37 protein-coding genes are annotated in these 26,558 nt (G+C 44.5%); 33 read left to right on the plus strand and 4 right to left on the minus strand.

Features of this window, described 5'->3' with window-relative positions:
• Window positions 1-29: 29 nt before the first annotated feature.
• The 3 genes from LGZ98_RS00345 to LGZ98_RS00355 all read right to left on the minus strand — a co-directional run bounded on the left by LGZ98_RS00345 (window position 30) and on the right by LGZ98_RS00355 (window position 1,569).
• Complete coding sequence (locus LGZ98_RS00345; RefSeq protein WP_262977552.1) at window positions 30-986, minus strand: DUF3102 domain-containing protein; 957 nt, start codon at window positions 984-986, stop codon at window positions 30-32.
• 19 nt (window positions 987-1,005) lie between these two features.
• The gene (locus LGZ98_RS00350; RefSeq protein ID WP_040153029.1) at window positions 1,006-1,314 is read right to left on the minus strand and encodes a helix-turn-helix domain-containing protein; all 309 of its coding nucleotides are present in this window, start codon (window positions 1,312-1,314) and stop codon (window positions 1,006-1,008) included.
• 66 nt (window positions 1,315-1,380) lie between these two features.
• Entirely contained in the window at window positions 1,381-1,569 is a 189-nt protein-coding gene (locus tag LGZ98_RS00355; RefSeq protein ID WP_036777229.1) for a DNA-binding protein, read from the minus strand.
• Window positions 1,570-1,659: 90 nt separating this feature from the next.
• On the opposite strand from LGZ98_RS00355, the gene LGZ98_RS00360 reads away from it, so the two are divergent.
• The 3 genes from LGZ98_RS00360 to LGZ98_RS00370 all read left to right on the plus strand — a co-directional run bounded on the left by LGZ98_RS00360 (window position 1,660) and on the right by LGZ98_RS00370 (window position 3,306).
• Window positions 1,660-2,076 carry a helix-turn-helix domain-containing protein gene (locus tag LGZ98_RS00360; RefSeq protein ID WP_082303644.1) on the plus strand — a complete coding sequence of 139 codons (417 nt, stop codon included), beginning with the start codon at window positions 1,660-1,662 and terminating at the stop codon, window positions 2,074-2,076.
• Between the two features lie 16 nt (window positions 2,077-2,092).
• Window positions 2,093-2,629: a hypothetical protein gene (locus LGZ98_RS00365; RefSeq protein ID WP_262977553.1), complete on the plus strand. Its 537-nt coding sequence runs from the start codon at window positions 2,093-2,095 to the stop codon at window positions 2,627-2,629.
• Between the two features lie 239 nt (window positions 2,630-2,868).
• A complete protein-coding gene (locus LGZ98_RS00370; protein WP_011147632.1) occupies window positions 2,869-3,306 on the plus strand; it encodes a hypothetical protein in 438 nt (145 codons plus the stop codon).
• 47 nt (window positions 3,307-3,353) lie between these two features.
• On the opposite strand, the gene LGZ98_RS00375 is transcribed toward LGZ98_RS00370, so the two are convergent.
• On the minus strand, window positions 3,354-4,124 hold the full coding sequence (locus LGZ98_RS00375) for a DNA adenine methylase (RefSeq protein WP_262977554.1): 771 nt from the start codon (window positions 4,122-4,124) through the stop codon (window positions 3,354-3,356).
• A gap of 250 nt (window positions 4,125-4,374) precedes the next feature.
• Between LGZ98_RS00375 and LGZ98_RS00380 the strand changes: the two genes are divergently transcribed.
• From LGZ98_RS00380 to LGZ98_RS00520, 30 genes are all read left to right on the plus strand, one after another.
• The gene (locus LGZ98_RS00380) at window positions 4,375-4,725 is read left to right on the plus strand and encodes a putative holin (protein WP_011147630.1); all 351 of its coding nucleotides are present in this window, start codon (window positions 4,375-4,377) and stop codon (window positions 4,723-4,725) included.
• Between the two features lie 2 nt (window positions 4,726-4,727).
• A complete protein-coding gene (locus tag LGZ98_RS00385) occupies window positions 4,728-5,345 on the plus strand; it encodes a transglycosylase SLT domain-containing protein (protein ID WP_262977555.1) in 618 nt (205 codons plus the stop codon).
• Window positions 5,335-5,958 carry a hypothetical protein gene (locus LGZ98_RS00390; protein WP_262977556.1) on the plus strand — a complete coding sequence of 208 codons (624 nt, stop codon included), beginning with the start codon at window positions 5,335-5,337 and terminating at the stop codon, window positions 5,956-5,958. The genes LGZ98_RS00385 and LGZ98_RS00390 overlap by 11 nt, the downstream gene beginning before the upstream one ends.
• On the plus strand, window positions 5,955-6,287 hold the full coding sequence (locus LGZ98_RS00395) for a hypothetical protein (RefSeq protein WP_011147627.1): 333 nt from the start codon (window positions 5,955-5,957) through the stop codon (window positions 6,285-6,287). The genes LGZ98_RS00390 and LGZ98_RS00395 overlap by 4 nt, the downstream gene beginning before the upstream one ends.
• Window positions 6,280-6,591: a hypothetical protein gene (locus LGZ98_RS00400; RefSeq protein ID WP_112896738.1), complete on the plus strand. Its 312-nt coding sequence runs from the start codon at window positions 6,280-6,282 to the stop codon at window positions 6,589-6,591. Before LGZ98_RS00395 ends, LGZ98_RS00400 begins: the two co-directional genes overlap by 8 nt.
• The gene (locus LGZ98_RS00405; protein ID WP_113044106.1) at window positions 6,591-7,154 is read left to right on the plus strand and encodes a DUF3486 family protein; all 564 of its coding nucleotides are present in this window, start codon (window positions 6,591-6,593) and stop codon (window positions 7,152-7,154) included. Before LGZ98_RS00400 ends, LGZ98_RS00405 begins: the two co-directional genes overlap by 1 nt.
• The gene (locus LGZ98_RS00410) at window positions 7,151-8,467 is read left to right on the plus strand and encodes a phage terminase large subunit family protein (RefSeq protein ID WP_113044105.1); all 1,317 of its coding nucleotides are present in this window, start codon (window positions 7,151-7,153) and stop codon (window positions 8,465-8,467) included. The genes LGZ98_RS00405 and LGZ98_RS00410 overlap by 4 nt, the downstream gene beginning before the upstream one ends.
• Window positions 8,467-9,960 carry a DUF935 domain-containing protein gene (locus tag LGZ98_RS00415; protein ID WP_113044104.1) on the plus strand — a complete coding sequence of 498 codons (1,494 nt, stop codon included), beginning with the start codon at window positions 8,467-8,469 and terminating at the stop codon, window positions 9,958-9,960. Before LGZ98_RS00410 ends, LGZ98_RS00415 begins: the two co-directional genes overlap by 1 nt.
• Entirely contained in the window at window positions 9,941-10,771 is an 831-nt protein-coding gene (locus tag LGZ98_RS00420) for a phage head morphogenesis protein (protein WP_113044103.1), read from the plus strand. The genes LGZ98_RS00415 and LGZ98_RS00420 overlap by 20 nt, the downstream gene beginning before the upstream one ends.
• A complete protein-coding gene (locus tag LGZ98_RS00425; RefSeq protein ID WP_113044102.1) occupies window positions 10,764-11,213 on the plus strand; it encodes a phage virion morphogenesis protein in 450 nt (149 codons plus the stop codon). The genes LGZ98_RS00420 and LGZ98_RS00425 overlap by 8 nt, the downstream gene beginning before the upstream one ends.
• Before the next feature lie 203 nt (window positions 11,214-11,416).
• Entirely contained in the window at window positions 11,417-12,511 is a 1,095-nt protein-coding gene (locus tag LGZ98_RS00430) for a peptidase (protein WP_113044101.1), read from the plus strand.
• 31 nt (window positions 12,512-12,542) lie between these two features.
• On the plus strand, window positions 12,543-13,478 hold the full coding sequence (locus LGZ98_RS00435) for a hypothetical protein (protein WP_113044100.1): 936 nt from the start codon (window positions 12,543-12,545) through the stop codon (window positions 13,476-13,478).
• 13 nt (window positions 13,479-13,491) lie between these two features.
• Window positions 13,492-13,842: a DUF2190 family protein gene (locus LGZ98_RS00440; protein ID WP_011147618.1), complete on the plus strand. Its 351-nt coding sequence runs from the start codon at window positions 13,492-13,494 to the stop codon at window positions 13,840-13,842.
• Between the two features lies 1 nt (window position 13,843).
• A complete protein-coding gene (locus tag LGZ98_RS00445; RefSeq protein ID WP_041380252.1) occupies window positions 13,844-14,281 on the plus strand; it encodes a gp436 family protein in 438 nt (145 codons plus the stop codon).
• On the plus strand, window positions 14,281-14,748 hold the full coding sequence (locus LGZ98_RS00450) for a Gp37 family protein (RefSeq protein WP_011147616.1): 468 nt from the start codon (window positions 14,281-14,283) through the stop codon (window positions 14,746-14,748). The genes LGZ98_RS00445 and LGZ98_RS00450 overlap by 1 nt, the downstream gene beginning before the upstream one ends.
• Entirely contained in the window at window positions 14,745-14,957 is a 213-nt protein-coding gene (locus LGZ98_RS00455) for a hypothetical protein (protein WP_011147615.1), read from the plus strand. The genes LGZ98_RS00450 and LGZ98_RS00455 overlap by 4 nt, the downstream gene beginning before the upstream one ends.
• Window positions 14,947-16,374, plus strand: a complete 1,428-nt coding sequence (locus LGZ98_RS00460) for a phage tail sheath subtilisin-like domain-containing protein (protein WP_011147614.1) — start codon at window positions 14,947-14,949, stop codon at window positions 16,372-16,374. Before LGZ98_RS00455 ends, LGZ98_RS00460 begins: the two co-directional genes overlap by 11 nt.
• Window positions 16,374-16,898, plus strand: coding sequence for a phage major tail tube protein (locus tag LGZ98_RS00465; protein ID WP_011147613.1), 525 nt, complete (start codon window positions 16,374-16,376; stop codon window positions 16,896-16,898). Before LGZ98_RS00460 ends, LGZ98_RS00465 begins: the two co-directional genes overlap by 1 nt.
• A gap of 257 nt (window positions 16,899-17,155) precedes the next feature.
• Window positions 17,156-17,482: a phage tail assembly protein gene (locus tag LGZ98_RS00470; protein WP_011147612.1), complete on the plus strand. Its 327-nt coding sequence runs from the start codon at window positions 17,156-17,158 to the stop codon at window positions 17,480-17,482.
• Entirely contained in the window at window positions 17,442-17,561 is a 120-nt protein-coding gene (locus LGZ98_RS24100; protein ID WP_105395088.1) for a GpE family phage tail protein, read from the plus strand. Before LGZ98_RS00470 ends, LGZ98_RS24100 begins: the two co-directional genes overlap by 41 nt.
• Before the next feature lie 3 nt (window positions 17,562-17,564).
• Window positions 17,565-20,117, plus strand: a complete 2,553-nt coding sequence (locus LGZ98_RS00475) for a phage tail tape measure protein (RefSeq protein WP_262977557.1) — start codon at window positions 17,565-17,567, stop codon at window positions 20,115-20,117.
• Window positions 20,117-21,001: a phage tail protein gene (locus tag LGZ98_RS00480; RefSeq protein WP_046975940.1), complete on the plus strand. Its 885-nt coding sequence runs from the start codon at window positions 20,117-20,119 to the stop codon at window positions 20,999-21,001. Before LGZ98_RS00475 ends, LGZ98_RS00480 begins: the two co-directional genes overlap by 1 nt.
• Before the next feature lie 2 nt (window positions 21,002-21,003).
• The gene (locus LGZ98_RS00485) at window positions 21,004-21,216 is read left to right on the plus strand and encodes a tail protein X (protein ID WP_046975941.1); all 213 of its coding nucleotides are present in this window, start codon (window positions 21,004-21,006) and stop codon (window positions 21,214-21,216) included.
• Entirely contained in the window at window positions 21,204-22,382 is a 1,179-nt protein-coding gene (locus LGZ98_RS00490) for a phage late control D family protein (protein WP_046975942.1), read from the plus strand. The genes LGZ98_RS00485 and LGZ98_RS00490 overlap by 13 nt, the downstream gene beginning before the upstream one ends.
• Complete coding sequence (locus LGZ98_RS00495; RefSeq protein ID WP_046975943.1) at window positions 22,379-22,978, plus strand: phage baseplate assembly protein V; 600 nt, start codon at window positions 22,379-22,381, stop codon at window positions 22,976-22,978. The genes LGZ98_RS00490 and LGZ98_RS00495 overlap by 4 nt, the downstream gene beginning before the upstream one ends.
• Window positions 22,979-23,033: 55 nt before the next feature.
• Complete coding sequence (locus tag LGZ98_RS00500; RefSeq protein ID WP_046975944.1) at window positions 23,034-23,387, plus strand: GPW/gp25 family protein; 354 nt, start codon at window positions 23,034-23,036, stop codon at window positions 23,385-23,387.
• Window positions 23,378-24,481 (plus strand): baseplate assembly protein, encoded by a 1,104-nt coding sequence (locus LGZ98_RS00505; protein ID WP_046975945.1) that lies wholly within the window; start codon window positions 23,378-23,380, stop codon window positions 24,479-24,481. The genes LGZ98_RS00500 and LGZ98_RS00505 overlap by 10 nt, the downstream gene beginning before the upstream one ends.
• A complete protein-coding gene (locus tag LGZ98_RS00510) occupies window positions 24,474-25,049 on the plus strand; it encodes a phage tail protein I (RefSeq protein ID WP_046975946.1) in 576 nt (191 codons plus the stop codon). Before LGZ98_RS00505 ends, LGZ98_RS00510 begins: the two co-directional genes overlap by 8 nt.
• A gap of 1 nt (window position 25,050) precedes the next feature.
• Entirely contained in the window at window positions 25,051-26,028 is a 978-nt protein-coding gene (locus LGZ98_RS00515) for a gp53-like domain-containing protein (RefSeq protein ID WP_238591492.1), read from the plus strand.
• Window positions 26,029-26,481 carry a tail fiber assembly protein gene (locus tag LGZ98_RS00520; RefSeq protein WP_262977558.1) on the plus strand — a complete coding sequence of 151 codons (453 nt, stop codon included), beginning with the start codon at window positions 26,029-26,031 and terminating at the stop codon, window positions 26,479-26,481. It abuts the gene before it with no gap.
• The last annotated feature ends 77 nt before the right edge of the window (window positions 26,482-26,558 follow it).

Here is a 26,558-nt window from a genome sequence, read left to right on the forward strand (position 1 = left end):
TCTTTTCAAGCATTTTTTTCAATTCAGATTTATTCATGTGCCTCTTCCTTATCCATCCATTCTGGTCGTTCGAATCTTTCCTCTTCTGCTTCCGCACCTTCTTTAGCCCAATCAGGAACAATGCTGTGTTCTCTGTACTCAGGCAGATTAAAGTGATTACGTAGGTTACGAATTTTGACTTCAAGGTCGTCGAGGACGCCTGCCATAAACCCAACATGACTAATATCGGTTCGTGTGGTATGGTCATTAAGCGTTTCAAATCCATTGAAAAGATTGGTGATAGCTGCATCAATAGCAAAAGACAATGAATTAACCTCTTGTGTCAAAGCTACACCTTCTTCTTCAGGTTTTTCATGATTGATTCGGCGCTGAAGTTTGTGCTGGATTTCAGATTTCTCCTCAATCAAACTACTAACAAGTTCCTTTTTTTCTTGTACCGTCTGGCGTGAAATATCCAGATCAGCACGTGTATCACGCAGGGCTTTACGTAGTTCGCGGACAGACATGCGATCAATATCATCTAATGTCAGACCAGCTACAGTGCCACCTTCAGCCAATTCAGACAGTTCATCATCGTCTTCAAGCATCAATTCATACAGTTTGGAACGTCCCAAAAGCGAAAACGTTTTCGCTTTTGTTTCTAATCCAGGTGAAAGAAATTTGAGTGCAGCTTGTGCCATTTTTTGGGCAATACGGGGTTCCAGACCGAGTTGATCCTTAACGATGTTAACAAACTCGCCATGAGGTTCATTCTCTTTAAGAATAATGAGACGCTTCCCAGCTTCTAACATCGCTTCAGCACTCTGAGCCATGTAGAAACGGGTTTCATGGACGATGCGATCACGTTCATACGGCAAACCATCACCAAACTGTTCCATGATTTGCAGGCGGTGTGTTGTCATAGCGTTGAGATTGACCTGTAGATCGTCAGCAAGTTGAACATCTTCGGCCAGTTTTACTGATGTTGTATTTTTTGAGCGTGCCATTATATAAATCCCCTGTTAATTAATTTCTGCTACCAGCTAGAACGCGCTGATTCATTTCTGTAATTCTGGCCTGTGTGTTAGCCATTTCATTAGAGAACGATTGTGCTATTTGCAGTAATTGCATACCTGGTGCATATCTGCCACTACTCAGTTTTTGCGCCAACCCTTCTTCTATTAATGTATTTAGTGCACGATTAATATTTGCCGGAGATTCCCCCAGTAATTCCGCTAATTCACCATTACTCAGCCCAGACAAGGAATGACCACGTAGAGCCTTAAGAACCCGTAATATGCGCGTACCAGAACTGGAAACGTTAATTTTGCGCATGTCACACTCTCCCTTTTCAATATGTGATAATCTGTTACATAAAGTGATAAAATAGTTAGGCTAAATTTAAATGCCTAAACTTGGCGTTTTCAGACCTAGCTTTACAGCTATTTCATGGGCCTTTCCGTAATTAGCTTTGGATTGTCCATTAAGAACTCGGTATACAGCTTCGCGGGAATACCCGTTCTCCTGTGCCCATTGGGTAATAGTGATGCCGTGTTGATGAAAACGGCTTTTAATTTTCTCGGGTGTCATGCTATGGCCTCCGGTAATGCAATGATGTTTGTACAATACATGACATTATTGTCCCATTAATGGGACTTGTAAAGGGTTTTGGTGACAAAAATGTCTCTTGGTGAGAGATTAAAAAAAGAGCGTGAGCGATTGGGGTTTAGTCAGTCTGATTTCGCGGAGATGGTTGGCGCATCAAGAAAATCACAGATAAGGTGGGAAAAAGATGAATCTGCACCAGGGGCTGACGCTATAAGCCTTTGGGCAAAAGCAGGTCTTGATGTGTTGTACCTAATAACAGGGCAAGTTCAACAGTCAGCCTCTACCGCTTACAAAAACAGTGAGATAGATACAGAATTACTGGGAAAAATTGTTCATAAACTAGATTCGATGGCACAACAGGCTAATCGCCGCTGGACGCCCGATGAACTCGTCCTGCAATCATCAAAAATATATAACTTTTTAATTAAAGAGTCGGTTGTCGATGACAGTAGAATTGACAGAGTATTAAAACTGGTTGTTAATCATTAAAAAATAAAGGATTTGCATGGACAGAAGAGATGAAGAATTACAAACATTAGCAGGACAAGTTTTTGATAGCCTTAAACAACTTCCCCAAGATGGGCAGGAACGACAAATAACCATCAGCGTTGGTGGCAATAATCATGGCTCTATTCATGTAGGTTCAGTCGTCAATATTAACCCTATGCCATCTCGCCCGCGTGAGCTTCATGAAAGGAATAGTCGGGAATTATTTGCTATAAAACGAGAATTACTTATAGAAAATAAAGATGCTAAATGGCGTTATTACATCAATACACCTTGCCTGCTATTACTTAGCCTCGTGCTTATAGCATTCACGTTTGCCCTATGGAACGCTTATATGATATTTTTCGGTGAAGGATTTACTAATGTATTGGTACTTAATGATAAAACATTGATAATCTTTATTTCTTGGGTCGTGTTGATAGCGCTTTGCGGAAAAAAAATGGACAAGCACAGGAAGATAGAAAATAGGATAATAGATGAAAATCAGGATGTTATTGATACCATAGATGTCATCTTGCAACGTAGAAATTCTTAAAAATATAGTTATTTTCTATTTCATATAAGGGTATGGACTGTGCGTAACTTATTAATTCCCACAAATGCCAAACTTCCCAATGATTATATAGCCAATGGGAATAATTGTTTTCTTTACATAGGGGATAACGAAACAGTTTTATCTATATCTAAATCAGCTTGCCAATCTGTTTGTTTAGATCAACAGAATGTACCTGGTGGAACATTGAAATTGAAACTTTAGAAACAAATAGGATATTTATGTCTACTACAAACATAGAAAAGTTTAATGAAATTGTAGGTATTATATTTGGGAAACTATATGAGTCATTTCCTTTAAAGATAGATCTTTTATCTATAGAGGTAATCGGTGAACCCCTTCAATATTCTGATGGAACATACTCTGACGAACTTTGTACTACAGTAGAAGATCATAGATTTTTTCTGGATACAGTGGATTGGCTCATAACGAATGGTTATTTGGCAGGGACTATGAGCTCTGAAGGTTGTCATAGAGCCGTATTAACGGCTGAAGGTTTAGAAGTTCTTAAAGTAATCCCTGACAGCTTAGAAACCCCATTAGGTGATCGTATTAAGGAAACACTGAAGACTGAAAGTAAAGAAGCATTAAGGTCTTTAATTAGCCAAACTCTCGGAATAGGTTTACAGTTTGTATCCCGTTCTATTGGCTTAGGTTAAAGGTAAAAAATGGCAAAGCAAATATATTGCCTTGCCATTCTCGGTTATTAGAAATTACAAATAATCAGCTCTTTACTCTGTTTAGCTTTCCCCGTAACTTTCAAGTTGTAACCGATATTGACTACTTGCATTTTTAATCCTTTGAATGCCTTACGCATTTCTGGAATATCGTTCACCGAAATTACCATTTCCCCTCGGATGGTATGTGCTAGTTCTGCTAATAGATCATAGTTCTCAAGTCCGAAATCTATGCCATATCCTTCGGTCCCCCAATACGGTGGATCACAGTAAAACAGCGTATGTGGCCTGTCGTACCGTTGGACGCATTGTGCCCAGTCCATATTTTCAATGATCGTTCTTGCTAGTCGTAGGTGAGCCATTGATAGCTCTTCTTCTATTCTGAGTAAATTAAATCGCGGTGGGCTGGTGGTGGAAGTACCGAAAGTATGTTCAGCAACCTTACCGCTAAACGCCTGCTTTTGGAGATAGTAAAAACGTGCTGCTCTCTGAATATCGGTTAGCGTTTCTTCGGGGGTAATCTGCAACCATTTATAAATTTGACGACTGACCAATGCCCATTTAAATTGCCGGACAAACTCTTCCAAGTGATGTTTTATTACGCGATAAAGATTCACCAACTCACCATTAAGATCATTAATCACTTCACATTTGCTCGGTACTTTTAGGAAATACAGCGCGGCAGCACCACAGAACGGTTCGACATAACAGGTATGCTCAGGAAATAACGGTAAAATATGTTTTGCTAATCGGCGTTTACCACCAATCCACGGAACGATAGGTAAAGATTGTTCTTTCATTATCCGTAAGCCTTTTCCATTAGCTGAAAATGAGTTAGGCTTTCCCGGTCATCAATAATCAATAGCGGAAAGAGCCTCGGTTGACTCACAGTACATACCTGTGAGTTGATAGCCTACCCAGTATTCGAGTGTTAGGCAGGTCGCTCTTATCCTGTCTTTTACTTTTCTGATGCGCTCTTAACGCCCTTTAAAATCCTTTTCCCGATACATTGGCAAAACTGTTTCCATCAACAACTACGGAGACAGTTCAGTGAAAACTTTCAAATCGTTTGTATCACTTATCAAAAAATTACGCCTCGGTGGCTGGTTGTTAACAGCTGTTCTATTGCTGATCACTATCGGTTTAGTTTCCCCTCAACAAGTCCCTGTCGTGATCTACAAATTGTCGCTTATTGCTCTGGCTGTTGTCTTGGGGTACTGGCTAGACCGCAGTTTATTCCCGAAAGCAAGGCCCGGTCAGTATCTGAAATATGATGAAATACTCATGAAAGAAGGAAAATATCCCGTTCAGACTGGCTACCATATGGTATTTGCTGCCGTTCTGATACGCCGTGCACTGATTGTTGCCGCTACCTGTCTGAGCGTAGCTACAGGGTTGTGATTATGAATTGGCGGCAGATTATCGGAATTGTTTTGTTGTGGTGTAGTGGTATGGTCAGCCTAGCATTGGCTGACGAACTGCCACACCGTTCGCGGCAATACCGCAATGACTTAATACGTGCTTCTCGTGTGATCTGGGGATTGAATGCGCCTGTAGCTGATTTTGCCGCTCAGTTGCATCAGGAGAGTGGTTGGAAATCATGGGCAGTTTCTCCTGTCGGTGCTCAGGGCATGGCTCAATTCATGCCTGCAACCGCAAACTGGATCAGTCAACGTATCCCTGAATTATCTAATAAAGAACCATTCAATCCAACTTGGTCTATGCGGGCGATGGTTCACTATGATCATTGGCTATGGCTACGCATTAAAGCTGTCGATAAGTGCCAAAGAATGGCGATGGTGCTGTCTTCCTATAATGGGGGCTTAGGCTGGTTACTACGGGATAAGAAGAAAACCGAGGTAGTTGGTCTCAATCCGTGGGTCTGGTTCGGCCATGTTGAATCTCAGAATGCTGGACGTAGAGCGTCAGCATGGAAAGAAAATCGACATTATTCCAAACGCATATTACTGGAACTCGCGCCCCGTTATTTGGCTTGGGGAGGTACCAGCTGTGCCAATTAAATTATGGGCTAAACCTGTTGTATTGATTTTGTTGCTAATTGGTATGTTCGCTTTGGCTCACTGGAGAGGCCATACCATAGGCTTTCAGAAAGCAACGGAGACAGGAAACACTGCATTAGCACAGCAGAAAACCGAATTTCTTCTGTTGGAAAAGCAACGGACAGAGCGGGAACTGTCAGTACTCAATGCCTTGCCGCAACGTTACCAAATGCAGGTCAACTCAGCGCATCAGGCAGAAGCCAATTATCTCAACGATATTGAACAACTCCGCACTCAGAACCAACAACTGAAGAGGAAAATTGACCATGTTACCCAGAGTTGGATGGATGAAAAACAACAGTTTCATCCTGTTAATTGTGTGTTTACTCGTGGCTTCATGCAGCAATACAACGCCGCCCTCGGCCTGTCCAGTGAACAAACTCGCTCTGCCTCCGTTACCTCCGGCGCTGATGAAACGTTCCGTGGAAATGAAAGCTCTGATGCCCAACTACGGCCATCTGGTATCACACAACGAGATATCCTTGCCAATATCATCGACAACGGAGAACAGTGTCTTGCATTGAAAGCGCAGGTCAATGGCCTGCTGGATTACATCGAAGGATTACAACAATGACACTACAGATTGAATTTTGGGCTGCCGTAGGTTTTCTGCTCTCTTTCCTTGGTTTCGTTTTTGGTATCGCAAAGTGGTTATTCAGCAAAGCCGAAGAGCGACAGGAGGAAAGACACGCCTCGTTAGAGCAGGCGCTTAAAAATTCCGTAGACAATTGGTCTCAGCTCGAACGTGAGTTTATGCAGTTTAAGGCTGACTTGCCGCTGAATTACGTGCGCCGTGAAGATTATATTCGTGGTCAAACAGTAATTGAAGCCAAGCTGGATGCGCTTTACAGCAAATTAGAGATGGTGCAGCAGCACCGAATTGCCGGAGGTAAAAATGATTGATGTTGCTCGTGTTCGTCGTGAATCATTGCGCTGGAGTCTATTGGTCGCACTGAATAAAACCCGCCCATATACCGCCAGTGAAACGCTGTTATTGGATATATCTCGCGCGATTTATCCTGACGTCACTGCATTGGAATTACGGAAGGAATTGGATTATCTGGCAGACCGTAAATTAATTGACCTCAATAAACAGCCATCGGGTAGCTGGTTTGCTGACTTAACTCGTATTGGTGTTGATGTTGTTGAATATACGGTCGAATGTGGTCTTGGTATTGCTCGTCCTGAAAAGTACTGGAGTGAATAATGGCGCGTCGAAGCACTATCGATAAACTCCCTGAAGACGTTCGGCGTTGGTTGGAACGGGCTTTGACTGAATCAGGATTTAGTGGATACCAGGAACTCGAAACCTTGCTGCGTGATCAAGGTTATGTAATCAGTAAGTCTGCTATTCACCGTTATGGACAAAAAATAGAAAAGCGATACGGTGCAATACGGGCAGCAACAGAAGCAGCACGGATGCTCACAGAAGGTGCCGTGGATGATCAAGATGCACGTTCTGAGGCTGTGATCGCTCTGATTCAAACCGAAATCTTTGAGCACATCGTTAAATTGCAGGAAGCTGATGAGAAGGAAGTAGACCCAGCAGAACGAGTTACCCTGCTATCTAAGGTCGCCAAAAATGTTGCTACTTTAAGTAGGGCCAGCATCAACCTGAAGAAATATCAGTCTGACCTGCGCCAGAAAATCGCTGACAAAATGGAAGCACTGGAGAAAGAAGCCAATACCAATAATACCAATAATGGTGGTCGCATGAGTATTGAAACTTTGCGCCGTGTCCGGGAAGAGATTTATGGGATTGTCAAATGAGTGCAGCCATTCAACTTTACAAGTACCAGCGCACATGGTTTCTAGATCGTTCCCGTTTCAAGATAGGTAAGTTTGCTCGTCAGACGGGGAAAACATTTACCACAACACTGGAACTGACTGATGATTGTTTCGAAGTTGAGGCAACAGGTGGCCGTACACGTTGGGTGATCCTCTCCAGAGGGGAGCGTCAGGCCAGAGAAGCGATAGAAGAAGGCGTGAAAAAACACTGCCAAGCCTACAACATGGTGGCCCGTGAGATTGAAGGCTATTTCAAAGGGGCTTCAGGAGAACGCTATACCATGTTGGAAGCTGAATTGCCGGGCGGCTCCAGAATCACGGCCTTGCCTGCCAATCCAGACACGGCTCGCGGATTCGCATCCAATGTCTTTTTGGATGAGTTCGCCTTTCATCTCGACAGCCGCAAGATTTGGACGGCTTTGTTTCCTGTCATTTCCAACGGCTACAATTTACGAGTGACATCAACCCCCAATGGTAAAGGCAATAAATTCTATGAACTAATGACTGACAAGTCATTGGAACAGATTTGGTCACGGCACATTGTCGATATACATAAGGCTGTACAAGACGGCTTGCCACGGAACATTCAGGAAATGCGGACAGCCCTTAATGATGAAGATGCCTGGGCACAAGAATTTGAACTGAAATGGTTGGATGAAGCCAGTGCATGGCTTTCTTATGAGCTGATTGATGGTGTAGAGAATGACTTGGCTGGGCTGCCAGAACATTATCTGGGAGGCCCCTGTTTTGTTGGCGTTGATATTGGTATCCGCAATGACTTATTCGTTATTTGGGTATTGGAACAAGTTGGCGATGTCTACTGGACTCGTGAAATTATGACTCGCAAACGGGCAACATTCGCTGAACAGGATGCCCTGCTAGATGATGTTTTCTTCCGTTATCGCGTCTTGCGTTGCTGTATGGATCAGACTGGGATGGGCGAAAAGCCCGTCGAAGATGCCAAACGGCGGCATGGTAACAGCCGTGTAGAAGGCGTTATTTTTACCAGTAACAACAAACTGACACTGGCAACTAGGGGTAAAGAGGTGTTTGAAGACAAACAAATTCGCATTCCTCGTGGCGATCAACCCTTGCGGGCAGACTTGCATAAATTACAGAAAATTTTAGGGCCGACAGGCGCACCTCGTTTTGTCGCTGACAGTGATACAGCAGGTCATGCTGACCGAGCATGGGCAGGATTTTTGGCTGTGAATGCGTCAGATGGCCCATCAGGCCCTGTCACCATTTCATCCCGTCGTCAACGTCTGAGTGCTCAATTGTTGGGAGGATACTAATGGCTCGTGGTATCTGGGTTTCACCAACAGAATTTATTAACTTTTCCGAATCAAAGCAGTCATTCACTGAACAAATTGCATCGCGTAGCCGTTCCATTGACTTCTACAGTCTGGGCACATATCTACCTAACCCTGATACTATTCTCAAAGCCCAAGGGCGGGATATTCGTGTCTATCGTGAATTACGTACTGATCCTTTAGTTGGTGGATGTATTCGCCGCCGCAAGGCCGGAGTGAAAGCACTGGAGCGTGGTGTAGAACGTAGTAATGCCCCTGTGCGAGTCTTTAACTTTATCCGTGACATGCTCGCGGACTTGGATATGTCACGTATCATTGGCGAAATGCATGACGCTGTTCTATACGGCTATCAGCCTTGTGAATTGATGTGGAACCAGAATCAATCATGGTCAGTGACGGATATTGTTAGCAAACCGCCTGACTGGTTCCACTATGACCGTGATAACCAACTGCGTTTTCGTGCCCGTGATGCAGGCGTAGAAGGAGAACGGGTTCCTCTCTATAAATTTGTAACACCACGTCAAGATGCTACTTATGACAACCCTTATGGATTTCCAGATTTATCCATGTGCTTCTGGCCCGTCACCTTTAAGAAAGGCGGCATGAAGTTTTGGGTACGCTTTGCTGAGAAGTATGGTTCACCGTGGGTGATTGGAAAACATCCACGAGGTACGCCACAAAGTGAAATTGATCTGTTATTGGATTCGATGGAAGCGATGATTGATGATGCAGTTGCCGCCATTCCTGATGATTCCTCCGTTGAGATTAAAGAGGCAGCAGGTAAATCAGACAGCAGTGATATTTACCAGAACTTAATTACCGTTGCTCGCAGTGAGATCTCTATTGCGTTACTGGGACAAAACCAAACAACCGAAGCAAACAGCAATAAAGCCTCTGCACAAGCGGGATTGGAGGTAACGGATGATATTCGTGATGCTGATGCTGACGTTATCACCAGTGCCATCAATCAGGCTATACGCTGGGTTGTAGAACTGAACTTCGGTAACGTTGAATGTCCGGTCTATCGTCTTTGGGAACAGCAATCGGTAGATGAAACACAGGCTAATCGTGATGTTAAGTTGAGTCAGGCTGGTGTCAGATTTACTCCGCAATACTGGAAACGCGAATATCAATTGCAGGATGGGGATATTGATGAAACAACCTTGTCAACCACGCCTATTCCACCACTCCCACTGGCGTTCTCTGAAGCTGTTCACGCAGATTTAGCAGCACAAGACACCTTAGATGAAGCACTGGATATTTTGATGAATGAAGGATCATTGAATGAATCATTGGAATCTCTGCTGCTTCCTTTGTTCTATCGTGTTCAAAACGGTGTTAATCCCAGCGATCTAACAGGAGAGTTAGCCGAGCTTTATCCACACATGGACGCAGAGGGTTTGCAAGAGCAGCTAGCACGGGTTTTGTTTGTGTCTAACATCTGGGGGCGCTTGCATGAGCATAACCACGCCTGAACTGGCGTATTGCATGACATTACCTCCCAAGCGAGCCATTGGTTATCTGCAATCTAAGGGCTACAAGATAACGTGGGATTGGGAAGAACTTTGGCAAGAGACTCATGCCCGTGCATTCACGGTGGCGAAAGTCACGCGTCTGGATATTCTGGAAGATATTCGCCAGGCGCTACAGCAGGCACTGGATGAAGGCAAGACTGATCGTTGGTTTCGTCAGGAGCTGGAGCCAACATTAAGACGTAAGGGGTGGTGGGGAACGAAAGAAACCGATGACCCCGTTACAGGGGAACGTGTCACTGTTCAGCAAGGTAGCCCGTGGCGCCTTGAGACTATCTTTCGTACCAACATGTCGGTGCTGTACAGTGCAGGCCGTTGGGCCGAACAAATGGAAAATATTGATGACCGACCGTACTGGATGTATACAGGGATCAACGATAACCATACACGCAAGAGCCATCTCGCATTGCATGGTTTGGTATTTCGCTCTGACGACCCTTTTTGGCAAGCCTTCTATCCTCCCAATGGTTGGCGTTGCCGTTGCAGTGTGATTACCCTCAGTCATGATGATGTTCGTGCCAGAGGGGTGAAAGTTATGCATTCAGGTAAAGCAATGGGCTGGGAGTTGAAATTGGTTTCACAAAAAACAGGTGAGATGCAGCCTGTTGCTACATTCAATACCGGCATAACAAAAGTAGCGACTGATGTAGGTTGGTCATATTCGCCGGGGGCAGCATATCGTCCCGATTTATCCAGATATCATGGGGAGCTATCTGGACTGGCCCGTCGCGAACTGGGAAGACAGAATGAGTAATATCACTATCACCATTAATGATGGAGACCTAAGACGTGGACTGCGGGCGTTAGAATTGGCTACTAATGATCTGACACTTGCCATGCGTAAAATTGCTGGAACATTGTCAGCAGAAACCGCTTTTAACTTTGAAGCCGAAGGACGCCCGGCATGGATACCCTCAGTAGCGGCAAAAGAACGTGGTGGTCAGACACTGCAAAAAACTGCTCGTTTGATGCGTTCAGTCAGTACCCGATATGATGCTCACACGGCAATTGTCGGTACAAACTTAGTCTACGGGCGTATTCATCAATTGGGAGGTAAAACTGGCCGCGATCAATCTGTATTGTTACCAGCCCGGCCTTATCTGCCCGTAACAGAACAAGGCGAATTATCACCAGAAGCAGAAAGAGCCGTATTAAATACCATTCAACGACATCTTGAATCAGCGGCACACCGTTAAACGTTGCCTCACTATGCGGGTGATTTATCATTGTCATCCGCAAAAAACTTTATAAAGCGTTTACAGACTCAAATTTTCGGTATCTAATTGCATACAGTTCTCCACTTTTTTATTTCCTTCCGAAGTCTTTTCTAAAGCAGATTAAAAGTAGTTTTTTCTGATTATGGAGAAACTGCCTCTATTAACGTAATAGAGGCAGTGAAATGAAGTCACTTCACATTTTCAAATCCGGTACACATACCGATATGAATGGCAAACAATTGCCGTTCAGCCCCGCAGATTTGCAAGCTTGTGCAAACGCTTATGACTCATCGTTGCATGAAGCACCGATTGTGATTGGGCATCCAAAAGACAATTTGCCCGCCTATGGTTGGGTTAAATCGCTAACGTCTTCCGGTGATGACTTAATTGCGGAGCCTCAACAGGTTGATGTTCAGTTCGCTGAATTGATCGATGCAGGCCGCTATAAAAAAATTTCTGCTTCTTTCTATTTACCTGATTCCCCAAACAACCCCAAACCCGGCGTGCTCTATTTGCGTCATGTCGGCTTTTTGGGTGCGCAGCCACCCGCCATTAAAGGATTGAAACAAGTTGAATTCAGCGAACAAGAATATGGTGTTGTGGAGTTCTCTGATTGGAGTGATATCACCAACGCCTCACTTTGGGGGCGTTTGCGAGAATTTTTGATTAGTAAATTCGGTATGGATGAAGCAGACAAAGCGCTTCCTTCTTGGCAGGTAGATTCATTACGTGAAGAAGCTTATAGCACGGCTCAGCCTGCTCCTGCCTTTCATGAACCCAATAACACACATCAACATGAGGAAAACATCGTGACAAATGAAGAAAAAAAGGCGCTCAAAGATGAAAACACTCGCCTGAAAGAACAGCTTACTGCCCGTGATGCTGCCGACGCAAAGCGCAAACAAACTGAGCAACATGCCGGAAACGTGGCATTTGCCGAAAAGCTGATCACAGACGGCAAATTGGCGCCAGCTGCTCAATCTATCGTGATCGCCTTGCTGGACGCTGTAACCCAAGGAGATTCCCCTGTCGAGTTTGCTGAAGGTGATGTGAAAAAACCATTGGCTACTGCGTTTAAAGATCTGCTGAGTTCTGTCCAGCCTGTTATTGATTTTGGTGAACATGCAACAAAAGACCGGGTAGACCAAAACACATCATCAGATATTGCTGAGTTTTCTGATGCAGATCCTGAACGTCTGGCGTTGCATCAAAAAGCCGTCGCTCTGGTGAAGAAAGAAGGCATCAGTTACGACGTAGCCGTTACCCGCTGCCTGTAACACTAGGGACGTAATTATTGAGGAGAAATAAATGTCTGATTATTTGAAAGGCAAACGTATTGTTGATCCTGTGCTAACCAGTGTTGCTCGTGGTTATAAAAATGCGGCATTCATCGGCGAACATCTTTTCCCCGTCGTCGAAATGGAGAAAGAAGGTGCTAGTGTGCCGACATTTGGCAAAAGTGCTTTTGTGGAATATGACACCACGCGTGCCGTTGGTGCCAACAGTAACGTTTTGATCCGTGAGAAAGGCTCTTCGTTAGATATCGTGCTCAACGAACATGATCTAGCTGCACCTGTTGATTATCGTGAGAAATCGGAATCTTTATTTAATGAAGAAGCAAAGGCAATCCGTCGTTCCACCAATGGCGTGAATCTCAAGCGTGAACTGTATGCCGCTCGATTGGCACAAGACCCTGAAGTTTATCTTAATGACTCGGTGAAGAATCTGACAGCTAATGAACGTTGGGCTGGTGGCAAAGGTAATCCAATCAAAGTCATTGAAGCTGGAGTTGATGTTGTTCGTACTGCCATTGGTGTACGTCCAAACCTCATGACAATGGGGGCTAGCGTGATGTCACTGTTAAAATTTCATCCTGAAATTCAGGCAGCTATTGGAGCCAACGAACGTAAACGTATCACAATAGAAATACTCAAAGACCTTTTCCAAATCCAAAACGTTGTCGTTGGTGAACCTGTTTCTACCCCAAGTATTAAAGAAAATCCCGTTGATATCTGGGCTGATAATTTGATGTTGCATTACGTATCACCTCCGCAGGCAGGAGCAGAAAGCGCTGATGAATATGAACCCTCCTTTGGCTATACATTTCGCCGCAAAGGGATGCCTGTAGCGGATAAATATGAAGGTGTGGGCGGTAAGGTCAATTACTGTCGTTATACCGATATTTATAAAGTTGCGGTTGTTGGCGGTGATGCCGGCTATCTGATTACCAATATTGTGAAGTAAGGGAGACATCATCATGGCAGTAACACAACAATCCGTATTGACGACAACAATTATCGCCAGTGCGAACATCATCCAGCATCGTTTAGTTAGTACTGATAATGCACCGTGTCAGGCTGGAGCCGTTGCACTTGGTATAGCAGAGGTGGATGCGAAGGCTGGAGATGTCGTTCCTGTTAATGTATTGGGCATTATTGCTGTTGAAGCTGGTGGGCCAATAACCCGTGGGCAAGTCGTACAGTCGGATAAGGATGCCTGTGTGGTACCACTGAGTTCGGCTGAAAATGCTGCCGGAACATCTGTCGGGTTTGCGCTGGATGATGCCACAGCGGCAGGTAATATCATTCGCATCTTACGTGGCATATGACATGTATTGCTCACTGAAAGATTTGCAAGAGCAGATACCAACTCAATCATTGATATGGCTGTCTAACGAAGAACCTAATGCTCAGACGATCAATGAGCCTGTGGTTAACAGTGCCATCCGCTATGCTGATGAACTCATCGATGCCCATTTACGTGGGCGTTATATCCTGCCTCTGGCGGAAGTTCCCACGGTATTACGTGATGCCGCCATTACGTTAACACGCTATCGGCTGTATGCCCGCCGTCCAGAGGGTTCTATTCCTGAAGCCGTGATAGATGATTACAAAATTGTTTTGCGCCAACTGGCTGACATCCGAGATGCCAAACTAACACTGGGCCTGCTTTCCACAGGAAAAGATGCCCCTGAACCGGGGGAGTTTCGTGTTCGGGCGCGTCGTCCCACCTTTGGAGGGAGTAAAGGAATGTTGGAGAAATACTGATGGATGTTTCGCCGATCATTGATGCCATTATCATGAGGCTAAGAGAAAAACTACCTGGCTTACAGGTGGAGTATTTCCCTGAAAGGCCAACTGAATTCAGGCTGAACCATCCGGTGGGAGCCATTTTAATCAGCTATCCCGGTTCTCGCTTCGACAAGCCTGAAGATGTTGGAGCGGTATTGCAGACACAAACTGTCATGCTCAATGCCACCATAGTTTTTCGTCAGCTTAATGGACGTCACGGTGCCGTTGCCACATTAGATGATGTACGCCGGGTTCTCGGCGGATTCCAACCACCGAACTGCCAACGAAAATGTTGGCTGGTACGGGATACATTTCTCGGTGAGATAGCTGGTTTGTGGCAATACACGCTGGATTTTGCGACTGAAAGTGTATTTATCGAAGACTGTGAGTTACCGAATGGTTCGCCGTTAGCCCAAATCAATTATGAGGGAACTGAACAATGAAATACCTCTATACAGGCCCAGCAAGCGGCGTCACTTTAGCTGATGGCACTGAAGTTTTGCTCTGGTCAGAAAAAACTGTTGATTTACCAGAGCAGCATGATTATGTGAAAACATTGATCGCGCTGAGATATCTTCATCCACTGTCAGAACAGCAAAAAAATCCCCTGAAGAAAAAAGAAAAGCCTGAGGAGGCCACTGATGGCCGCTAATTATTTGCATGGCGTCGAAACTATCGAAATCGAAAAAGGCTCGCGTCCTGTCAAGACAGTGAAATCCGCCGTGATCGGCTTAATTGGTACTGCACCGATAGGGCCAGTAAATGCAGTGACACTTTGTCTGTCAGAAAAAGATGCCGCTCAATTTGGTACTCAAATGAATGGTTTTACCATCCCACAAGCACTGGATGCTATTTATGATCATGGGGCGGGAACTGTGCTGGTTATTAACGTTCTTGATCCTGAGGTGCATAAAGCTAATGTTGCCAGTGAAAGCATTAGCTTTGATAAAACCACAGGAACAGCGAAACTGGCTAATCCCGTGGTCAGTAATGTCTTACTAAAATCCACCTCTGGTAGTGCCCCTTATGTAGAAGGGCAAGATTATTCTTTGGATGCTCAAACAGGCAGCCTCAAGAATATCGGTAAAAACATTGCTGCGGGCGCAACCGTGATTGCCAGCTATGACTTTGCCGATCCTACATTAGTGACGCCTGCTGACATTATTGGCAGCATCAGTGCAGCGGGTAACCGTACAGGTATGAAGTTACTGAATGATACTTATAACCTGTATGGGTTCTTTGCCAAGATTTTGCTGGCTCCTGTCTACTGTACCCAGTTAAGTGTGACAACAGAACTGATTGCCCTTGCAACTAAATTGGGTGCCATGACCTATATTGATGCCCCGATAGGCACCACTTTTGTTCAGGCTATCAGTGGCCGCGGCCCGTCTGGCACAATCAATTTTAATACCAGTTCTGATCGTGTCCGGCTGTGTTACCCACACGTCAAAGTCTATGATGCGGAAAGCAATAGCGAGCGCCTGGAACCCTTGTCATCTCGTGCAGCAGGGCTGCGTGCCAAGATTGATGCAGACAAAGGTTTTTGGTGGTCATCCTCCAATCAAGAAATTATGGGGATCACAGGTATTGAGCGCCAGCTATCCGCCATAATTGACGATCCACAAAGTGAAGTGAACCAGCTCAATGAACAAGGGATTACTACAGTGTTCAATAATTATGGCTCTGGTTTGCGCTTATGGGGCAACCGTACCGCCGCGTGGCCAACTGTGACACACATGCGTAACTTCGAGAACGTGCGCAGAACGGGCGACGTGATTAATGAATCCCTGCGTTACTTCAGTCAGCAATATATCGATATGCCGATCACGCCAGCGCTGATAGATGCCCTGACAGAATCTGTGAATGCCTATGGTCGTAAATTGATTGCTGATGGCGCTTTGTTGGGATTCAAATGCTGGTTTGATCCGACCCATAACGAAGAAACGGAGCTGGCATCAGGTCATCTGTTACTCAGTTATAAGTACACACCGCCACCACCACTGGAACGGCTGACATTTGAGACCGAAATTACCTCTGAATATTTGCTGAATTTAAAGGGAAATAATTAATGGCCGGAAAAATAGAGATTAACCGCATCACCAACGCCAATATTTATATTGACGGCAATAACCTGTTGGGACGGGCTGAAGAAGTGAAACTGCCAGACGTTTCCATGACCATGCAGGAGCATAAGGCGCTGGGGATGGTCGGCAAAGTGGAGCTACCGGCAGGCTTCGATAAACTGGAAGGCGAGATTAAGTGGAATAGTTTCTACCGTGACGCCATGTTATCTGCTGCCAATCCCTATAAGTCTCTGGCATTGCAGTGCCGTTCCAGCGTCCAGAAATTCAGTTCACAGGGGCGCATTGATGAAGTGCCATTGGTGACATATCTGACCATTTTATTTAAGAAGAATCCGCTGGGCACATTTAAGCAACATGAAAATGCTGATTTTTCCAGTAGCTTTACCAGTACCTATATTAAGCAGGTACTGGATGGTGAGGAGCTGTTAGAACTGGATTATCTGGCCAATATCTTCCGTGTTGGCGGCATTGATCAACTGACCGATTATCGCATCAATATTGGAGGTTAAACTAAATAATGACTGCACTCGCTCCAAAGCCAGAAAGCTTGCCAACTTGATTGATAAGTGGACTCCTCCGGAAGGTTGGTTTTCCGATATCGGTGCAGCGAAAGGGAAAGAATATCTGATAGACTTTTTCCGTAACTGTAAAGGCTTTCGCACTCACTAATGACAGGGGCATCAGCCCCTTTCTTCTTTAATCCCCTTTAATATTTCCGTTTCCATACATGAATGATACTGAATGAAACTTACAGAGGAGTATCATCATGTCAACCACGACTTACCATCTTCAATTTCCCTATACCACAGCTGCTGGCGTTCGCATTGAAGAGCTTCAGTTATCACGTTTGAAAGTTAAAGATATCAAGGCTGCCCGGCGAGCCAGCGAAAATCCTACTGACTGGGATGATATTTTGATAGCACGTTCGACAGGATTGTTACCAGAAGATATCGAACAGATGGATGTCGCTGATTATCTGGCACTACAGAAACGATTTCAGCAAGTTATCGGATTGGATCAGGGAAATAAAAACAGTGTGGCAAGCATCGGCGATGTTGGCACGATGGTTCCGGTTCCAGCCGAGCGAGATTGATAATCTGGCGCTGGATGAATTTGAATGTTGGTTGAATGAGGCCAACACTCAAATCAAACGCGAGAATGGAGGCAGTTAATTCGTGTCAACAGAATTTTCCATTGGTGTCATTATTGGTGGAGCCATTAGTAGTGCGTTCAGTTCTGCCATGTCTGGTACACGCCGTACTCTAGGAACACTGGGAGAAACGACTCGCCAACTGGAGAACCGACAGCAGGCACTGAACCGTGCTGTTGAACGTTACGGTCAACTTGGTTCCCGTAGTGCCCAGCGTTTGAATGCGGATCTACAACGCATCAGTCGAACACTGGAACAGTTGAACCGCCAGCAACAGCGCTTACAGTCTACGGCTAGTATGAGTGATGCAGCCAAAGCGAATCGTATGGCGCTATATGCACAGGGAGCCGAAACCTATGCATTAACTCGCACGATATCCTCTCCCGTTGTTCAGTCCGTAACAAAGTATGCCTCTTTTGAATCAGGATTAAGGGATATAGCTGTCACGGGCAATTTGTCTCCGAAAGAAGAGCAAAAAATCGGAATCATCTTGCGCCAGAACGCCAAGCAAACAAACCAATTACAAGAAACTCTGCTGGAAGGTATTGGTACATTGGTTGCCGCCGGAAAATCTCCCATGAAATCGACCGATATGAGTAGATTATTGGGCCGCGTCGCCACGGCATCCAAAGCTAATATTAATGACTTAGCCAAAATGGCTCTGTCCTTTGAGTCCCTGAAAATTGAAGGCGATCAAGCGCTAAAGGAAGCCTTTAACCGAGCCGTTTTCGGTGCTAAATCGGGTCGTTTTGAATTAAAAGATCTCGCCCAATACTTTCCAGAAATGGCGCAGCAATTTGCTGGTAAGGGAATATATGGTCAGGAGGCAGTTTCACAGATTATAGCCAGCTTGGAAGTTGGCCGTGAAGGCGCAGGAACGGAAGGTGAAGCAGCTACCAATATGAGGAATTGGCTAGCTTCAATGGGACGTGGTGATATTGCCAAAAGATACGCTGAAGCTGACGTCGATTATCAAACCTCAATGAGCAGATATGTTTCTTCGGGGTACTCACAATATGAAGCCTCAATCATGATCGCAGACCGCTTTATCAAGAGTAAAGGCGCTGATCTCATGAAAGAGTGGAAAAAAGCGGGAGCCAGAGGTGATGAAGATGCACAGCGTATGCTCATGGAATCCTTCGGGCTATCCTCTATTTTCACCGACGTACAGACAGTCAACCATCTCTTGTCCATGCGGCAACGTTGGGGAGATTATCAGCGTATCAAAACAGGCATGGGGACTGATTCGGCTCAAAAATCTGTTGATACCGACTTTGATAAACAAAACGATACCTTAGAAGCACAGTGGCGGCGTACTCAAATTGAGTTTAATGATTCGGCTATTAGCATTGGTCAGTCGCTGCGTCCAGCATTAATACAGTTAGCTGAAACCTTTATTCCATTGATGGACAAGACCGGAAAATGGCTGGCCGCTAATCCTGAACTTATCAGCAATGTTGTCACGTTGGTCGGCGGGTTCTTGGCATTCAAAGCAGCTTCAATCGGTGTCAGATTAGGTCTTAATATTTTGCTTTCCCCTATAACTGATATCTGGAAAGGCGCAATGTTAATGCGCACTCGGTGGTTACTGTTTCGAATGGCTATCGGTAGTGGCGGCAGATTCAGTGTCGTTGCAAACATCTTGGGGAAAATAGCCGGAGCAGCTCTCTGGTTGGGCAGAACCCTTGGTAGTGCTCTCTATAAGGGCTTGATGGTAGCTGGCAGAGCTATTTTGTGGATTGGACGCGTACTATTAATGAATCCTATCGGATTGATCATCATTGGTATTGCAGTGGCCGCTTATCTTATCTATCGCTATTGGAAGCCCATCAGTAATTTCTTTAAACGGCTTTGGGTCTTAGTGAAATTCGCTTTCCAAATGGGATGGCAGGGAATCAAAAATATTTGGTCTAACGTCAAAGGTTGGTTTACAGCTCGATGGAATGACATTACTAATGCGTTTGATGGCGGAATATTTGAGGCCAGTAAATTAATTTTAAATTGGTCGCCATTGGGATTGTTCTATAAAACATTTGCTGACGTTATGAAATGGTTTGGCATTGATATACCCAATAATTTTACTGATTTTGGTAAAAATATGGTTAATGGGTTGGTTAATGGTATTTCTAATATGCTGACCACGGCTAAGGACACCATTAAAAACTTTGGTGGCAAAGTTTCTAGCTGGTTTAAAGAAGCGTTGGGTATTCAATCCCCCAGTCGGATATTTATGGGATTTGGCGATAATATTGTGCAAGGTGCGGTTGTTGGTATTGATCGTACTACGCCGTTAGCTGCTCGTGCCACTCAGCGTCTAGCTGAGGGAATGACCCCTGATGTCCCACAAATTTCACCTCCTGAGATGATGTCAGGCAATCCGGTCAGACGAACAGGTTATAAAGATGCCAGCAACAACAATAACGGTTTTTCTATCTCTTTCGCCCCGCAAATATACATTGGTGATAAACAACAAACGGCTATACCCGATATTAGTCAAGCCTTAAACCTGAGTATGCGTGAATTAGAAAAACTGCTGGAACGTATTGTTATTCAGAGAGAACGCCGGAGGTACGGATAATGTTTGCAGTATTAGGTGATATCGAATTTGAGCTTATCACATATTGGGATGGTTTTGATGTAACGTTTGGTGTTGATTATGCCGAACATGCACGAATTCAAGGTAAACCCGGCTTGCAGTTCGTGGGTGAGAAACTGGATGAAATTCAAATTAGTCTGGTCTTTCATCAACATTATTGTGCGCCGGATGTTGAATTGAATCGGCTGCGTGAAGCAATGCGGAAACATCAAGCACTCGCGCTAGTATTCGGAAATGGTGATTACCGTGGCTGGTTTGTTATTACTGATGTGACAGCCACCAGTGAACAAACGGATTCAGTAGGTAATGTATTTGCCCTCAATGCCTCGGTGACATTACGTGAATATATCGGTGATCCTAAAAAATCGCTGAAACCACCTGCCATTAAATCCCATGTTCCGAATACAAAGGCGTTGTCTAATGCAATACCGAAACCATCAGGTATGGCTAAAAAAGTCAGGGATGGCGTGAATTATGCCAAACAAGCACAATCAGCACTGCAAACGACTATCAGTGCGGTACGTATTGCACAGAAGATGAAAGACAACCCGGCCGTAGCGTTAACCCGCGTACCAGGTCTTCTTACCGGACTCAACAATATTGTTGGGCCATTAGGGAAAAGCTATCCGGCTTTTCAATCACTCGGTAACTCATTGCCAGATGCAATTCAATTGACCAGAGCAACGGGACAAGCAGCAACATTTGTTAACAATGCTCAATCGTCATTAAGCCGTGCAGATAGCCGTAATATCGCGGCTGCATTGGACTCTGTATCAGCTCAACTTGAATCGGCAAGTTCAACATTTACATCAATATCACCCGCGATCAGTAAGATGGCAGCGCAAATTACCACAAGGGCACTTTGATCATGTTTCTTGAACACATAACGAAAGATGGCGATAGATGGGATTTATTGGCTCACTATTATTATGGTGACCCTTTAGGTTACGCTCGCATAATTGCTGCTAATCCGCACGTTGCAGTTACACCTATATTGCCATCAGGTGTCGTATTGTTGATCCCTATCATTGACGCTGACAATGTAGTAACTGCCGAGGATACACCACCGTGGCTGAGATAATTGATCCCAAGCAAACACCATCTATAACGGGTGTCTCAGAGGTTTTAAGTCCGACATTCACGTTACGATATTTGCAAAAAGATATCACAAATGACATCACTCCTTATGTCACTCGTGTCAGCTATACCGACAACATCAAAAGCGAATCCGATGAAATAGAGGTAGAGTTGGATGATACTGATGGTCGCTGGCTGGATAAATGGTATCCGGGCAAAGGTGATACATTAACATTGAAGTTGGGCTATTTCGGCGAACGGTTACTGAATTGTGGCTCATTCTATATTGATGAAATTGAAGTCAGCATCCCTCCTTCTATTGTATCTGTCCGAGGTGTAGCAACGTCCATTAATACGGCATTGCGTACCAAATCTAACCGTGGATTTGAGAATACAACTCTGGCAGCTATTGCTAACCGCATCGCCAAGAAACATCAGTTAAAGCTGATCGGTAGTATCGAAATCATCAAGATTGACAGGGTGACGCAATATTCAGAAACTGACGTGGCGTTCCTGAAGCGGTTAGCCAATGAATATGGTTATGCCGTTAAGATTGTCAGTGAACAGCTAATTTTCTCCCACTTGGCTACTTTGCGCAGCCAAAAAACCATAAAAAAATTATACCCTCGCGATGTCGCTCAATTTTCGCTGCGGGACACGATTAATAAAGTCTATAAAAAAGCCAAAGTGAAACACCAAAAGGCTGATGATAAAAAGTTGATTGTCTATGAAGCTGATGGCCCGACCAGTGTAAGTCATCAGTCCAATTCAAAAGGCAAGAGTAGTGGTAAAGAAACCAGCGTAGATACCTTAAAAGTAAACAGCCGAGCTGCTAACAAGGATAACGCTGAAATAAAGGCCAAATCAGCACTGGATTCATATAATGAGTACCAGCAGAACGGCTCACTTTCATTGATGGGTGCCCCTCAGCTAACCGCCGGAAATAAAATTGAGTTAATTGAATTTGGCAAGTTATCTGGGCAATGGTTAATTACTTCAGCTCACCACTCTTTTGATCGCAACAGCGGATATATAACCGAACTTGAAGTTGCTCGTGGCCCTGTTACATCAAGTAGATCCAAGAAAGATAAAAAGGGTAAGACTCAGAAATTGGTTGTCTATAAGCCCGATGGTTCTTCCGACATGATAATCAAGGAGAAATCCAAATGAGCAGCGTAACTCGTCAAGTCGGCACGATTAGCGCCGTAGATCCTGCTACTGTTCGTGCCCGCGTACGATTGCCTGAATGCGATAATATGCGTACTAACTGGCTGAATGTGTTGCAGCGTAATACCCAGAATAACAAGGACTATTGGTTGCCTGATGTTGGAGAACAGGTTGAAGTACTATTGGATGCCAATGGTGAAGATGGTGTTATTTTAGGTGCTATCTATTCCAGTATTGATAAACCGCCACCAACTAACAATAAAGACGTTCGTGGTATGACTTATGCAGATGATGCAGCTTTTTACTATGATCGTACCTCACACACCCTGACTATTAATGGTGGCATTCAGCACATTAAGATCGCGGTGGGAGCCAATGTTGTTATTCATGCACAGCAGGCAACTATTGATGCGCCGGAAACAATCGTAACCGGAAATATGTTAGTGAAAGGTCAATTAACTTATCAAAATGGACTGTCGGGTTCTGGTGGTAATGGAGCTGCTGCGACCATTCAGGGCAATGTCAGCGTTAATGGCAACATCCATGCAACGGGCAACATCATGGATGAAGGTAGTAACTCAAATCATCATCTTCATTAGTTTCTTTAAACATCTTTAATATTAGATATGCCTACAGGGGATGATACTGTTCCCCATGAATACGAACTCACACTCTGTTTTTTGGCAACTCGCTCTCCAGAACTCAGGCAAAATTGCCTGTGGGCTGGATGATATCGCCCAAGCAATACGCATTATTCTACGTACACCACGTGGCAGTGACCCACATCGACCTGAATTTGGCAGTAATTTACACCTTTATATGGATTATCCAATAGACCGCGCGATTCCTCACGTTGTCAGGGAGTCTATTGACGCTATTACTCGTTGGGAACCTCGTTGTCAGTTGTTATCGGTGAAACCAAATGTTGAGGCAGAGCACCTGACTTTGCGCGTGAATTGGAAAGCAGTTGATGGCATCACACAATCTACGGAGTTGCTATGGCGCTGACAGAACCTGATTTTATCGAGCGTGATGTAGAGAAAATCACAACCGAAATGATCGCAAAGTATGAGGCTGATGTAGGTAAGACTTTGTACCCAGCACAGGCAGAACGCCTGCTGATCAATTTATTTGCATACCGTGAAGCACTGACCCGAATGCGGGTTCAGGAAGCCGCCAAGCAGAATTTGGTCGAGTTTGCCCGTGCGCCCATTTTGGACTACTTAGGGGAATTGGTCGGAGTATATCGGCTACCCGCCCAACCGGCGCATACAATACTGCAATTTAGTGTTGATGAAGCATTAGAGCAAGATGTACTCATTCCAGTTGGAACTCGTGTTAATGCATCGGACAGTATTACTTTTGCTACTAATACAGATGCTGTTCTGAAAGCAGATACACGTTTCGTTAATGTCACAGCTACTTGTACAGATGCTGGATTATCAGGGAATAGCTGGCAACCAGCACAAGTCAATACATTGTTGGATGAAATCGACGACATTGACCTGCAAGTGACCAACACAATAGTGAGTAGTGGTGGTTCGGCAGAGGAAAGTGACGAGAGGCTACGTGTACGAATCAAAATGGCCCCTGAATCGTTTACTAATGCGGGCAGTCGTCAGGCTTATCACTTTCATGCCATGCGTGCTCACCCCAATATTGTTGATGTTGCAGTCAGGTCTCCCATTCCGGGTGTTGTTGAACTGTTTCCACTATTGGCGACGGGGCTGCCAGATGAAAGCATTTTAACGCTGGTGAAAAGTTTTTGTTCTGATGAAAAAATCCGCCCGTTGACTGACACTGTATATGCAAAACCTCCCGTGAAGGTTGATTATACCATCAAGGCGAAACTGACCTTGTACAGTGGCGTTAATGCACCTGATATTCAATCAGCAGCAAAACAAGCCATACAAGCATGGGTAGCTGCACGAGCAACAACGTTAGGGAAAGATATTGTTCCCAGCCAAATCATCTCAACATTGTCTGTTTCTGGCGTCTATCAAGTCGTACTGGAGTCTCCCACGTTTCAGGTTGTAGGTGAAAATGAATGGGCGAACTGTATCGGTATCACTGTTGTGGTCACTGGAGTCGCTGATGGTTAAGTTACATCTAGCACCTCCACTAGAAGCTGATATCAGTATGCGTGCATTAGGTCAGTTGGCCTCCCGTTTTGATGATATCGATTTAACTCAATTAATGGTTTATCTCATTGATACTGTCGATAGCAGCGCACTGCATTGGCTGGCAAATCAATTCTCCCTATTTGGCGATGGTTGGGAGCTTGTCGAATCAGACAATGCTCGCCGTACGTTAATCAAGTCAGCTATAGAATTGCATCGATATAAAGGCACACCGTGGTCAATTCGTGAAATTATCCGTCGTTTTGGGTTTGGTGAAATTGATTTAATTGAAGGCACTGGTCAAATCAATTATGACGGACATGCCAACCATAACGGTAATTATGTTCATGGAGATTCAACATCCTGGGCAAATTATCGCGTCATACTTCAGCAACCTATTACCAATGATCAAGCCTCGCTATTGCGTACCACATTGGCAGCGTTTGCGCCAGCACGCTGCCACCTTGCCAGTTTGGAATATCAATCTGTATCAATTCGTTACAATAATACTGTCAGTTATGACGGTAGTTACAATTATGGGAGCAGTTAAAATGGCTAATTTGCTGGAAACCCCACAGTGGTCAGAGGGAGTGTATCAAATAGAAACCTCAGATCCCGTGTTAGGCGGGCCTGATGGTATTTCCAATCGGCAGGCTAAACAGTTGGTCAACCGCACAAGTTATCTTAAACAGAAACTAGAACAAAATGGGAATGAGTTGAGGGAACATTCTGAGGTGCAAGATCCGCATACTCAGTATGCACCGAAAGCCAGTCCCATTTTCACAGGAACGCCAATCGCCCCCACACCTGCTAAAAACGTTAATAATACTCAGATTGCAACAACAGCATTTGTGCAATCACTGACGAATACGGCGAATCAAAGTGCTGTAGCTGCAAATAACAACGCTAATAGCCGAGTACCGTCCATTCGTAAAGTGAATGGAAAAGCGTTGTCATCTGATATTTCATTGAATGCCGGAGATGTGGGAAGTTATGCTAAATCTGAGAGCGATAATACTTTCTTGCGCATTTCTAGCGATAAAACCGCAACCGTTGGTAGTTTATTGATTGATAGTAAAACTCCTTTTCCTGAGCTACGTTTCAAATCGAAAGATGGGTATGTGGTAGGAATTAATAGTTCGGAAGGAAAATTGTTACATATTTATTCTAACGATCCGAGCAATCAGCGACGTTATAATATATTAACACCTGAGCGAAGCGGTACACTCGCATTACAAAATGCAGCTATAAAATCTGAAAATGGCTGGTGGCAATGCGGGGATACGGGAATAATGATTCAATGGGTTAAAGTTGCATCAAACCAACAGTCATGGGTAAAAGTCAATTATCCAATTTCTTTTAAAAATCAGTTTATTGGATATGTCGCAAGCATGTCGAGTATAAATACATCAACAGGTCACACATTAGTACGTAATGCAACATTATCGACGTTTGAATATCAGGCTGGCACTCCCAACAACAATGAAAATCCAGGTAAAGTTGTTCATATATTATTTTGGGGGGTATAAATGGTTTATTTCTCCAGAAAAGAAGGCGCTTTTTATAGTGAAGCCCATGAAGAATGCGTTGAAATAACAGCAGAGAAACACAATGAATTACTAACAGGGCAGTCACACGGTTTGTCTATTGTCAGTAATAAAGAGGGTTATCCAGTGCTTACTGAACGCGCTCCGTCCGTTTATCATAAATACGATGGTGAAAAGTGGATAATATCAGAAAGCGGTGTGATAAAACTTAGGCAGGAACAGCAGCAACAAGCAGAACATAAGAAACAGCAACTTATGTTCACTGTAAGTAAACAGATAGCTCCGTTACAAGATGCTGTAGATTTGGGGATGGCGAGTGATGAGGAAAATTCTCGGTTGACCGCTTTGAAAAAATATAGGGTATTGCTGAACCGTGTTGATGCTAGCTTAGCACCAGATATTTATTGGCCCGAAAAACCCAGAGTAATAGAATAAGGGCTGCAATAAACTCGCCCCAATAGTTAGACAGTCTAAGCAGCTAATATGGTCTAGGTTCGATATTATACCGAACT

Source organism: Photorhabdus kayaii (assembly GCF_025384895.1).
In the GTDB taxonomy this organism is placed as follows: domain Bacteria; phylum Pseudomonadota; class Gammaproteobacteria; order Enterobacterales; family Enterobacteriaceae; genus Photorhabdus; species Photorhabdus kayaii.